The sequence below is a fragment of the Mesorhizobium sp. M0802 genome (assembly GCF_040320115.1).
Lineage (GTDB): Bacteria > Pseudomonadota > Alphaproteobacteria > Rhizobiales > Rhizobiaceae > Mesorhizobium.
Window position 1 is genome coordinate 166,325 of the sequence record NZ_JAMYOY010000011.1, and the last position, 11,571, is coordinate 177,895.

The 11,571-nt window shown below is 60.6% G+C and carries 12 protein-coding genes and 1 tRNA gene; 8 read left to right on the top strand and 5 right to left on the bottom strand.

Going from position 1 to position 11,571, the window contains the following annotated elements; genetic code table 11:
- Positions 1-40: 40 nt before the first annotated feature.
- On the top strand, positions 41-1,504 hold the full coding sequence (gene betB / locus NKI10_RS17395) for a betaine-aldehyde dehydrogenase (RefSeq protein ID WP_023709830.1): 1,464 nt from the start codon (positions 41-43) through the stop codon (positions 1,502-1,504).
- 73 nt (positions 1,505-1,577) lie between these two features.
- On the opposite strand, the gene NKI10_RS17400 is transcribed toward betB, so the two are convergent.
- Together NKI10_RS17400 and NKI10_RS17405 are read right to left on the bottom strand one after the other, a co-directional pair.
- Positions 1,578-3,815, bottom strand: coding sequence for a mannose-1-phosphate guanylyltransferase/mannose-6-phosphate isomerase (locus tag NKI10_RS17400; RefSeq protein WP_023670740.1), 2,238 nt, complete (start codon positions 3,813-3,815; stop codon positions 1,578-1,580).
- Positions 3,816-3,826: 11 nt separating this feature from the next.
- Positions 3,827-5,347, bottom strand: a complete 1,521-nt coding sequence (locus NKI10_RS17405) for a phosphomannomutase/phosphoglucomutase (RefSeq protein WP_352861106.1) — start codon at positions 5,345-5,347, stop codon at positions 3,827-3,829.
- A gap of 200 nt (positions 5,348-5,547) precedes the next feature.
- Here NKI10_RS17405 and NKI10_RS17410 point away from each other — a divergent pair.
- Positions 5,548-5,624, top strand: a tRNA-Pro gene (locus NKI10_RS17410).
- A gap of 65 nt (positions 5,625-5,689) precedes the next feature.
- Here NKI10_RS17410 and NKI10_RS17415 read toward each other — a convergent pair.
- Both NKI10_RS17415 and NKI10_RS17420 read right to left on the bottom strand, forming a co-directional pair.
- Positions 5,690-6,799: an integrase gene (locus tag NKI10_RS17415; RefSeq protein ID WP_352861108.1), complete on the bottom strand. Its 1,110-nt coding sequence runs from the start codon at positions 6,797-6,799 to the stop codon at positions 5,690-5,692.
- Between the two features lie 276 nt (positions 6,800-7,075).
- Entirely contained in the window at positions 7,076-7,264 is a 189-nt protein-coding gene (locus NKI10_RS17420; RefSeq protein WP_352861109.1) for a hypothetical protein, read from the bottom strand.
- 63 nt (positions 7,265-7,327) lie between these two features.
- On the opposite strand from NKI10_RS17420, the gene NKI10_RS17425 reads away from it, so the two are divergent.
- The 3 genes from NKI10_RS17425 to NKI10_RS17435 all read left to right on the top strand — a co-directional run bounded on the left by NKI10_RS17425 (position 7,328) and on the right by NKI10_RS17435 (position 9,044).
- A complete protein-coding gene (locus NKI10_RS17425; RefSeq protein ID WP_352861111.1) occupies positions 7,328-7,567 on the top strand; it encodes a helix-turn-helix transcriptional regulator in 240 nt (79 codons plus the stop codon).
- Positions 7,568-7,630: 63 nt separating this feature from the next.
- A complete protein-coding gene (locus NKI10_RS17430) occupies positions 7,631-8,191 on the top strand; it encodes a hypothetical protein (protein ID WP_352861113.1) in 561 nt (186 codons plus the stop codon).
- A 277-nt stretch (positions 8,192-8,468) separates the two neighbouring features.
- Entirely contained in the window at positions 8,469-9,044 is a 576-nt protein-coding gene (locus tag NKI10_RS17435) for a hypothetical protein (RefSeq protein ID WP_352861115.1), read from the top strand.
- Positions 9,045-9,267: 223 nt separating this feature from the next.
- On the opposite strand, the gene NKI10_RS17440 is transcribed toward NKI10_RS17435, so the two are convergent.
- Positions 9,268-9,525, bottom strand: a complete 258-nt coding sequence (locus NKI10_RS17440; RefSeq protein ID WP_352861117.1) for a hypothetical protein — start codon at positions 9,523-9,525, stop codon at positions 9,268-9,270.
- A gap of 482 nt (positions 9,526-10,007) precedes the next feature.
- Here NKI10_RS17440 and NKI10_RS17445 point away from each other — a divergent pair, with 482 nt between their 5' ends.
- From NKI10_RS17445 to NKI10_RS17455, 3 genes are all read left to right on the top strand, one after another.
- Positions 10,008-10,310, top strand: coding sequence for a hypothetical protein (locus NKI10_RS17445; RefSeq protein ID WP_352861118.1), 303 nt, complete (start codon positions 10,008-10,010; stop codon positions 10,308-10,310).
- Between the two features lie 519 nt (positions 10,311-10,829).
- Positions 10,830-11,195, top strand: a complete 366-nt coding sequence (locus NKI10_RS17450; RefSeq protein ID WP_352861120.1) for a hypothetical protein — start codon at positions 10,830-10,832, stop codon at positions 11,193-11,195.
- Between the two features lie 122 nt (positions 11,196-11,317).
- Positions 11,318-11,548: a hypothetical protein gene (locus NKI10_RS17455; protein ID WP_352861122.1), complete on the top strand. Its 231-nt coding sequence runs from the start codon at positions 11,318-11,320 to the stop codon at positions 11,546-11,548.
- The last annotated feature ends 23 nt before the right edge of the window (positions 11,549-11,571 follow it).

Sequence of the window (11,571 nt, forward strand, 5' to 3'; positions counted from 1 at the left end):
GCGGACTGCTCCGCAATAGCGAATACATCTGGAGAACAGCATGCGCGCCCAGCCAACGGCATCGCACTATGTCAACGGCCGCTACATCGAGGACGAAGGCGGCGCGCCGCTGCCGGTGATCTATCCGGCGACCGGTGAGGTCATCGCCACTTTGCATTCGGCGACTCCGAACGTGCTGGAGCTCGCCATCGAAGCCGCGCGGGCCGCACAACCGGCCTGGGCGCGGATGAAGCCGGTCGAGCGTGGCCGCATCCTGCGCCGCGCCGCCGACATTTTGCGCGCGCGCAACGCCGATCTGGCGCGGATCGAGACGCTCGACACCGGCAAAGCGATCCAGGAGACGCTGGTGGCGGATGCACTATCGGCCGCCGACTGCCTCGAATATTTCGGCGGCGCGGTTGCCGCCTTCAACGGCGAGGCGATCGATCTTGGTGGACCTTTTGCCTATACGCGCCGCGAGGCGCTCGGTGTGTGCGTCGGCATCGGCGCCTGGAACTATCCGATCCAGATCGCCGGCTGGAAATCCGCCCCGGCGCTCGCCATGGGCAACGCCATGGTATTCAAGCCTTCGGAGAACACGCCGCTGTCGGCGCTGGCGCTGGCCGAGATCTACTCAGAGGCGGGCCTGCCCGACGGGCTGTTCAACGTCGTGCAAGGCTATGGCGAAGTCGGCGCCGGCCTCGTCGGCCATGATGTCGTTGCCAAGGTTTCGGTGACCGGCTCGGTGCCGACCGGCCGCAAGGTGCTGTCGCTCGCCGGTTCGAAGATGAAGCATGCGACGATGGAACTCGGCGGCAAGTCGCCGCTGATCGTGTTCGACGATGCCGATCTCGAAAACGCCATCGGCGGCGCCATGCTCGGCAATTTCTATTCGAGCGGGCAGATCTGCTCCAACGGCACGCGTGTTTTCGTACAAAGCGGCATCCATGACCGCTTCGTCGACCGGCTGGTCGAGCGGACGAAAAAGATCCGCATCGGCGATCCGCTCGATCCTGAGACGCAGATGGGGCCGCTGGTCAACAAGGCGCAGCAGGAGAAGGTCGTTTCCTACATCGCGGCCGGCAGGCAGGATGGAGCAACGCTCGCCTGCGGTGGCAACGTGCCGTCGCTGCAAGGGTTCGATGGCGGCTTCTTTGTAGAACCAACCGTGTTCACCGGTGTCACCGATAAGATGCGCATTGCGCGCGAGGAGATTTTCGGGCCGGTGATGAGCGTGCTGAAGTTCGACGGCGAGGACGAGGTGATCGACCGCGCCAACGACACCGAATTCGGCCTCGCCGCCGGCGTCTTCACCCGCGACCTGCAGCGCGCTCATAGGGTGATCGCCGAACTGCAGGCCGGCACCTGCTGGATAAACGCCTACAATCTGACGCCGGTGGAAATTCCGTTTGGCGGGGTGAAGCAATCCGGCATCGGGCGCGAGAACTCGCTGGCGGCTTTAGCGCTCTATTCGCAGCTGAAGGCGGTGTATGTCGAGACCGGGGATGTAGCGAGCCCGTATTGAGGGGTTGGCGCGAGGCACCCCCCTCTGCCCTGCACGGCAGAGGGGGGTGCCTCGCACCGGCCTCTCAACAACCTCACCCCTTCTGCGCTGTCCCATCAAGATACTGCGTCAGCGCGCAGACCAGATGATAGAAGATGCTGGCCGGCACGTCCGATGCCAAGGAGCGGCCGCGTTCGTCGATGCGGTCGATCCACAGGCCGAGCGGCGCCGGGTCGATGTGCCAGCGGAATAGCCGGCCGACGCGCGCCTCGATTTCGGGCTTGAGGTCGGGACCACCCGAGCCATCCAGCGCAATCGCCGCCTTGATCGCTTCGGCCTGTGGCCAGCTCCGCGACACAAGGTCGAGCGGCAGGCCCTGTCTGGAGACCGCGCCGTAGGCAAGGCCGGTGGCGCGGTTGAGGCCGTTGGCGATGGCCGAGGCGTAGAGCTTGCGGGCAAAATTGCTCAACTCGCCCTGGCCGCTGCGGGCGACGAAATCGGTGAGCAGCGAGGCCCATTCGAAATGATGGCCGGGCTCGGTCCATGTGCCCTTCTCGCCGGCGGCCGGCTTCCACCCGGCGTCGAAATATTCGCCCAGCGTCCAGCTCTCGGCATCGAAGAAATGACTGCGGAAAAGGTCGATGATGCGCGCGGCGCGGCGCAGATAGGTGCGGTCGCCGGTCGCCTTATACCAGGCGAGGAAGGCCTCGAGCAGATGCATATGCGGGTTGGAGCGCCGCTCGCCCTCGCCATCGGATGTCTCGAGAAAGCCGGTCATGCGGCTGTCCTCGAGATGCGCGTCGAGGAACACGAAGGTCTCCTGGCCCAGCCGCAGCGCATCCGGATCGCCGCACATATGCGCATGCGCCAGCGCCAGCAGCACGCAGGAATGGTCGTAGGCATCCTCGGTTGGGTCGGCGACGGAGCCGTCGACATTGAGCGTGCGCACCCAGCCGCCCCGGTCCGTGCGGCCCTTGCCGGCCATGAAGGCGATGCCATGGGAGATCAGGCGATCGGCTGGACCGTCCCAGCCGCGGGCCTTGGCAACGGCGAAGGCGTAGACTTGCCTCGCCGTCGTGCGCATGCGCTTGGGCTTCAACAGCGCCTCGCCGTCGAAGCCGAGCGCCTCGTGGAAACCGCCATGACGCTCATCGACGCCTGAAGTCGACCACAGCGGCAAGGTCTCCTCGAACAGCCAGTGATGCACGCGCCGACGCCAGGCGCCGCTCTCGATGACGCGGTCGTGTGCCGGGGTGAACCTGGTTTCCAGCCGGCCCGACTTTTCCAGCTGCTCGACGATCTTCTTGACGTGCTGGCTGTGACTGACCGGGGCAACGAAGGTGGCGTCCGCGGTCGAGACGATGGCGACATCCTTCATGCCGATCGCCGACAAAAGCCGGCCGTCGCTGCGGATGTAGGAGTTCTCGCAATCGATGGCGACGACATCGCCGACGACGACATTGCCCTTGGCGTCGGCAGGGCCGACATCAAGCAGCGACTGCCAGGAGCCGAGGTCGTTCCAGCGGAAGCCGGCCGGCACCATGGCGATGTCCTTGGCCCGTTCCATGATGGCGTAGTCGATCGAGTTCGACGGGATGGCGGCGTAGAGGTCGAGCGGCATATAGAGGCCGGACAGGTCGCTCGTTGCTGCCTTGTAGGCCGCTTCGGTGGCCTGCCAGATGTCGGGCTGGAAGGCCGCAAATGCGTCGCGCATGGCGCCGGCGCGAAATAGGAAAATGCCGGTGTTCCAGTAGAAGGTGCCCGCACTGAGATAGCTCTGCGCAGTGGCGAGGTCGGGCTTTTCGACGAAGCGCGACACGTCGAAGACGCCGCCGCTTTCGGCTGCGACTTCGATATACCCATAGCCGGTCTCGGGCTGCGTCGGCTTGATGCCGAACACCACCAGACGGCCGGCAAGCGCTGCCTGGCTGCCCGCCTCGACGCTCTGCCAGAACTGCTTGGGCGTGGCGATTTCGTGGTCTGACGGCACCACCAGCACCAGGCTGTCGCCGAACTCCGACAATGTGCGCAGCGCGGCCAGCGCCACGGCGGCAGCCGTGTTGCGCCCGGTCGGCTCGAACAGCGGGCCACCGCCGGCGAGGTCGAGGCCGGCAAGGTCGGCATGCACGCGCTCGGCATGGCGCTCGGCGGCGATCAGGAAGATCGGCGTTTCGCCCTCCGGCCGCGCCGTCAGCCGGCGCAGTGTCTTGGCCAGCATCGAGCCGTCGCCGGAAAGATCGTGGAACTGTTTCGGGTTGTCCTCGCGTGACAGCGGCCACAGCCGCGAACCGACACCGCCGCTCATGACAAAACTGACGATGCGCTCGGTCATGAAAGGTCCAATCAGAACGTCTGGTTGTAAGCGCCGACTTCGGGGCTGCGGCGCAGCACGGCGTCGACCGCCTCGAACATCTGCCGGCGGCGGTCGGACGATACCGGGCTTTCGACAACCACGACAAGCTCCGGCTTGTTCGACGACGCCCGTACCACGCCCCAGGTGCCATCTTCGGCCACGATGCGCACGCCGTTGACGGTGATCAGCTCGGCGATCTTCTGGCCGGCAAAAGCCTTGCCGGCGCGCTGTATCGCCTGGAAGTCCGCCACCACCCGACCGACCACGCCGTATTTCACGTCATCGGCGCAATGCGGCGACATGGTCGGCGTGCCGAAGGTCAGCGGCAGCGCGCGATAGAGATCGGCCATCGAACTTATGGGGTTGCGGACGAGCATCTCACAAATGGCTATTGCCGTGATGAGACCGTCATCATAGCCGCGGCCGATCGGCGGATTGAAGAAGAAATGGCCCGACTTCTCGAAGCCGGCGACGGCGCCAAGCTCGGCGACGCGGCGCTTGATGTAGGAATGGCCGGTCTTCCAGTAATCTGTCTTCGCGCCGTTGGCGCGCAGGACGCTGTCGGTGTTGAACAGGCCGGTCGACTTGACATCGACGACGAAGGTCGAGCCGGGGTATTGGGTTGATATGTCCCGCGCGAGCATGACGCCGACCTTGTCGGCAAAAATCTCGTTGCCCTCATTGTCGACCACGCCGCAACGGTCGCCGTCGCCGTCAAAGCCCAGCCCGACATCAGCACCTGTTTCCAGCACTTTGTCCCTGATGGCATGCAGCATCTGCATGTCTTCCGGGTTCGGGTTATAGCGCGGAAAACTGTGGTCGAGCTCGACATCGAGCGGGATCACCTCGCAGCCGATGCGCTCCAGCGCCTGTGGCGCGAAGGCGCCGGCAGTACCGTTGCCGCAAGCGGCCACGACTTTCAGCTTTCGCGCGATGCGCTTGTCGCTCACCAGATCGTCGAGATAGGTCTCGCGAAAACCGGAGACGAATTCGTAGGAGCCGCCGCCGGCGAGATCGAAGTCGCTCGACAGCACGATCTGTTTCAGTGCGCTCATCTCCTCTGGTCCGAAGGTGAGCGGCCTCGCCGCACCCATCTTGACTCCGGTCCAGCCATTCTCGTTGTGCGACGCCGTGACCATGGCGACGGATGGCACGTCGAGTGCGAATTGGGCGAAATAGGCCATGGGCGACAGCGCCAGGCCAATGTCTTTCACCTTTGCGCCCGCAGCCATCAGGCCGGAAACCAGCGCCAGCTTGATGGCAAGCGAATAGGAACGGAAATCATGCCCGGTGACGATGTCGGGACCGGCGCCAAGGCGGCGGATCAAGGTGCCAAGCCCCATGCCGAGCGCCTGGACGCCGATCAGGTTGAGCTCCGGCGGCTGCGCAGAGCCGGCGTGACCGAACCACCAGCGCGCATCGTACTCGCGAAATCCCGACGCCTTGATCAGCGCTTCCGTTTCGAATTCGAAGCTGTTGGGCCGGGCGTCGCCTACGATTTTCAGGGGCAAGGCAGCAGAGCTCCAGATGGCGAAAGCACAATTTATCGAGGCTGCGACTTAGCACACAAGGCTTTAAGCCGGGTTTATCCCGGGAGGGAAAGCCAAGCTTTGCGGCAATGCCCAACGAAAGCCAACGAAATGCGACAGAAGCGCTGCCATTGCCGCTTGCAGGAACGGTATGTGGCAGCTATAAGCCCGCGGTCTGGTCACGGAGTGTAGCGCAGCCTGGTAGCGCACCTCGTTCGGGACGAGGGGGTCGCAGGTTCAAATCCTGCCACTCCGACCAGAAAAAACAGACACTTAGGTGTTTTCCCGAAAATCCACGGCAACGAATACGGCAACGATTGAAAATCACTGCCGTACCCTGCCGGCGCGCCCGCTTGTAAAAGCGTCGCCAACCTCTCCCTGATGATCCGGGTGATGATGACCATAGGTCTTTTCCAGCGTCTCTTTGGTCATGCCGAGATAGCCTGCCGCTTGCCACATATCTACACCGCCCTGCATGAGCCACGTGGCTGCGGTGTGCCTCATCGTGTGTCGAACAATGCCTTTGCCTTCGTCACCGAGCACGTCGTCCACCAGGTTGCGGAATGCTCGTTTGGGATCAGCAGGCCGTCCTTGGTACTCAACGACGTACTTTGCGCCCAGCCTATGCCATCGGCGTAGGTGGGTTAGTAGACGTCCCGGCAGCCTTACGGGCGGCGCCTGTTTGTTTGCGGCCACGTTCTCGTCTTCTGCCGCGCGATAGTAGACGCCGGCAGCAAGGTCTACGTAGGGCCGTCCCGCTTGGCGCGTAAATGATGCCTGCCACACGCGAGCCGACCTTGAGCCAGTGTAGAGCGAAGTGATTAGAAACCTAGCGACATGTAGCGTGGCCTTCTTGGCCGTTGGGACGCCGCGCTGCACCTCACGTTTCCGATACGCTGCCCGTATAAGCTTGGCCATATGGCTGCGGTCGAGATGTCGGACTCGCCCTTTCGACTTGGCAGGCAACGTTACCGCGACGGCATGCCTCGTCACCTTGTCTGCGATCGCCATTCGACAAGCCGCCCTCAGGTCCTCGAGTTCGCGCCTGGCCATTGTCTGCGAGGATCGTTGCTTGACGTACGCGGCACACGTACTCGTGGTGATGTCATCTAAGGTCTTGTCGCCCCAGTAGGCTAGAAGTGCCCGTGCCCGCGCAGCGAGTTCCTTCGGGCGACGCGCGCCGTCCTCCTTCATGAGAAGATAGTGGGCAATTACCTCTGCAATCGAGACATCGGAAGCGGCGCGATGCTTCTCCGTCGGCTTTTCTAGGAAGCGCTTTGCGATGTGCTGGGCGAGCGCTTGCTCAGCCTGTCCACGATCATGTTGGCTGCAGCCAGTGCTGTATTGCTTTCCGTCGAGGATGATCCAGACAGCTTCGCGGTCAGCGCTAGCTGGCCGGAGCCAGAGCCGCGCAGGTTTGCGGGAACGAGACATTTTTGTTCATCTCCTCAATTGCGGCCAAGGTGGTGAAATCCTTGTTCGCGATGCGCATGATTGTGAGGCGCCCTCGCCCTGCTTCAAGCCGCAGCCCGCTGACTGTCATTCCGCCTTACGGGAAGGCCAATGGTATGGCGTCGGCAAGCCTCAACGGGGCGTGGTTGTCATTTGCAGCGCTGCGGCTCATGCGGCTCTCCTCGGCACGTGGAACGCCGTTATGGGCGGTAGAAAAAACCCCGCCGAAGCGGGGTTTGTATTGATTGGTTTGTCGGGTTAGGCGGCTACCAGAGACTCACCAAAGATCATCAGTTCAGGCACTTCGCAGTCGTCCAAGCGCCGCACGCCGTAGACCTGGTGTCCCTTAGTCGTCCGCACACGTCCGACAACCTGCGAAAGCATCGGCTGATCACGGTGGGTTATCATCGCGCCGATTTCGAACTTCCAATTCTCCTGCACGTCCATGGCTTGCCCCCTTTGGCGTTTGTGCCTATGTTTACCTTGTGACAGTGGCACAAGGTGGGGCTTATGACAAGTGCACAATTGCGAGCATCGAGGGCGTTGTTGAATTGGACCGTTCGCCAGTTGGCCGAGCAGGCAGGCGTCCACCGAAACACAGTTACCAACTATGAAACAGGGAAGACCGAAGGCGAGCCTGGAACGGTAGCGGCAATCCGTGCTGTGCTAGAGTCAGCAGGTGTCATCTTGCTAGCTGACGGCGAGACGGTTGCGGGCGGGCCAGGAGTTAGACTGAGGACGGGCGGCTAAGGCCAACGCTTGCGTCCCTGCCTTACTTGCGCAAGTATCAGCGACGGGTGGGGGAGTAAGGGGATGTTCAAGCTTGTTCTGGCGATCTTTTTCCTAGTGTTTGTGGGCGGAGCCAACGCCCAATCCTTCCAAAACATTGAGAATTGTCGGCAGATGGTCGACGGCGCGGACAGACTAGCCTGTTACGATGCGCTCAAGCCGGATGAATCGCTACCGCTGAAAACCGAGCCGGCAGCTAGCATGCCCGTCTCACCGGTTAAACTGGATCTGGCACGCTTCAATGTTCAAGATGAGAACCCGAGGCAGCGCATCTATAGCTCGAGGATTGAGCTACATCTTGCCTTTTCAAACGCGTCTGCAAAACGCGTCTCAGCATTGGCCCTGTTGATCACCATCAGGGACGCATTTGGTGACGAGATTTTGGTCAACGACAGCAAGTTGGACATAAATATCCTGCCTGGTGGATCGACAGCGAGCGATACGTATTTCTTTTGGGAAGATAACCAGTTCATGCACGACGATGCGTACAGCAAGATGATTGGTCCCGTTTCCGCCGGAACTGCTAAGACAGAAGTCGCCGTTAAGCGAATTGTCTATCAGGATGGCACCGTCGATTCTTACTAAGCTTCGGTTTGTAACTGCCGGGGCGCCGAAGTTCTACATGAACTCGAAACATAGCCGCCATCGCCCTCCTGTTGCTCGCCAGCGCGGTCTGGCGCTACCGGCAGCGTGATATGGTGGGTATGGACCGCTTGCCTGCTGCTGGCCGGAATGGCCGTAGTGGTTCTGGCGCTGCCGGCGCGTTTCAAAAATCCGGCCATCCGGCGGCTCGAGTCGAGGTCGACCCCAACTTAAGAACGCGCTAAATAGACTTATTGCGTTCGCGGGGGCGACAAAGCAGATGGCGGGGAATCCTGAATTTGATCGCGAGATGGCAAAGCTTCGGTTTTTGCTGCGCAGAGGGGACATTAAACAAGAGTCCTTCGACCTAAGTGAGCGAGTCCTGCGTGGAAAACATGGATTGACCGTCGCTTCGGACGAACAGCGTGTTCGCGTAATCGATACCAGCAACCCCGAAAGCATACCCGCTGCTCCGGGAAAATCGGGCGCCGAGACGCTTGTGGGCGGAATTCTGCTTTTGGTCTTGCTTGTGCTGTTCGGATTCCTTTTTAAGACCTGTATGGGTCCAACAAAAAACGATGCTGAAATCGCGGAAAGACACCGCAATGGATTCCACTGCTTATCTGCTTGGGATGGATCGGAATCTGACCTTGTTGCCAAAGTTAAGGAAATGCTCAGAGATCCAAGCTCCTTCGAGCACGTCAAAACACAGATCACGCAGGTTAATTCTAGCGGAGAGCACACTGTGATCATGGAGTACCGAGCCCGCAACGGCTTTGGCGGGCTGAACGTAGAATTCGCTACGGGCACGATCAAGAACTCTGACTGTTCCCTCGTTGATTGGACTGCGCAGTAAGCTCCCCAAATAAACCGATGAGAACAAACAGGGGATTCACACCGAATCCGGTTCGATCTAGAATCGGGAATGGAAAAGATCTTTGACGATCTCTCCCAAGCAGTCGGGCGCCCCGCCAGGACGCGTGGCGCCCTATCCGCGCCTTCGCCCTCGACATGGCCGGCAAGCTGTTCCTGGGCCTCGCAATAGGCCTTGGCGTCGGCATTGGAATGGCTCTGGCCGGTTAGCTGCCCTTGGCCTTGCCATAGGCGTTCGGGCTGCTGTCGGGCGTATAGATCAGGCAGACGTCGTTCCCGTTGCATTTCTTGCAGCGAAGCTTGGGGCGAATATCCCATTCCATGGCCGGCGCGTCAGGGCCGAAGCGGTCGCGAAGCTTCGCAAGGTCGAGCACCTGCTTATGATGGCATGCTGGTGTGTGGCAGTACGCCGTCACCGTCATTTTGTCATCGATCAGCGATTGGAACGTCCAGTCTTTTGCCATCTGGTCCCTATAGGCAGCGCTCACTAGTCGCTGGCCGGAGTCAATTCCAGCTCGGCCGGGGATAGGCCTTGTCGCAACTGGCTCAGCCGAAATTCGTCGACCCAATAGGCCTCGCCATCGACCAGCACACGAGCGCTATAGCTACCGCCGGAATATCTCTGCCCGGTTATGTAGACCTTGTGGCAATCAAGGGCCCTGCGCACCGCAGCGCGCTTGGAATTCTGGCTAGAAGCGGGATTGGCCACGGACTCATTACTCATCCAAAACATGGCCCGCGCCCATTGGCAGTGCGGGCGCGGGTCGACCAAGCTTTGGAGCCTTGGCCAGCAGCCGGGAAGTGAGGCCGACCTAGCTGCCGTACGTGAAACTGGCCGGGGGGCAGCGAAGTTCCGAGTGGAAACAAAAAACCCCGCCGGTTGGCGGATTGTGCTGAAACATTAGCAACCGCTTGACGGTGCTGCCGCCCGCTCCAGAATCCTCTTATGGCTCGGGGTATCAAGGTAGGCGACGAGGTCGCCGTCACGGCGATTGTGCGCGGCCGGGTGACACCCGATCGAATAAGCGTGACGATTCCCTCCTACGCCCACCCGCATTCGGTTGTCGATTCGACATCGAAGGCCGTGATCGGCCAGCATATCGAATTGGTCGGCCCGGTCACCCGCGTCGACGGCGACAAGGTGACCGTCAGCCTCCGGCCGTTGGTGACAGTGGACGCCGAGCACGTGCGATTGTTTGAAGGCCATGTAGCGCCGAAGCGAAAAGCGCCGCTCGTCGATAAGGCGTAGGCTGAGAAGAACGAAAAAAGAACAAAAACCTTGTGGGAAAAGGCAGCCACAGCGGGCGTAGGATTCGGTTTGCTTGTAGATTAGAGGGTGGTGGGTCGGGTCTGCGGCGTCCTCACCCCTGAGAAAGCGCCGCAAACCCCTCTTCCCGGCTGGCACGGGCAGGCGGGAGGTAGTTAGCGCTACCTCCCGTAGCCAACTTTAGCCACACTATCATTGGGGGGAAGTTGCGTTTTTCGCAACTCAAATTCAGCCGTTGCGCTACTTCGTCCACTGTTTAGGTGACCACACATATTAGCAGCGTCTTGACGACCTTTGCGGGATGGATCATTTTTCCAAGGTGCTTTGAGAGAACCGGCGCCGGGCACCGCTGATTAGCCGCGTGATAACCGACGATGGGGGAGCCCTTACGTCGTAGACAAAGAGCAGCACGGCTGCCCAACACAACTCCACAAACATCAACCTGGCTCGCCGCCCAAGATGGGTGCTTTGCGGCTTCAAGAATGTCATCGGAGGAGTTCCATGCAAAACGGCTACTGGTGGGCGATCAACTTGCAGAAGGAAGGCGATCGACCCGAGATTATTGAGATAAGCGGTCAAATGGCTACCCGCATCAGTGACTCTTGGCCCTATGGTATCTTCGACTTCAAGCTAATCCAGCATATCGACACCGGTCCTTGGCCTCAGGAGGGCACGGTGGATCCGGCAAAAGTCCGCGAGGGCTATTGGTGGGCTTTCGACCCCCATGAGGAGGCTCACCAAATCGTACTGGTGTTCGAACGTGGCAGCGTACAGGATTTCAACGGCGACATTGACCGTTTTGTCGCTGACTACGAATTCTTGATGCCGATCGACACGAGCGCTTGGCCGGTGGCTTCGGACGTCTGAGTCAGTGTTGGCCGCCCATCATCGCCAAGCGCTTCCGCCCTGAGCGTCTGACGAAAACGAGCGCCCTTGTGGCAAACAGTGTTAGGTGATCTGTTGTTTGGCCAACGGACGAGGAGCGAGCAATGACGAAATTAAAGATCGCGCATATTCATGAACAAGGGCAGGATATGATCATCGCGCCGCTGGATGGCTCGTTCGATCACAAAACATCAAGCCAACAGCAAGCCCTAATCGCCGAAATACAATTAGCTGCTGGAAGTGCAGGGCTAAAGGGAACGGTAGTACCAGTCTGGATTGCTGGCTCAGGGAAAATCAAATTCATTGCTCCCGGACCGTGGCATTCTTTTTTTTAAGGGCATTGACATGCGATGGGTCC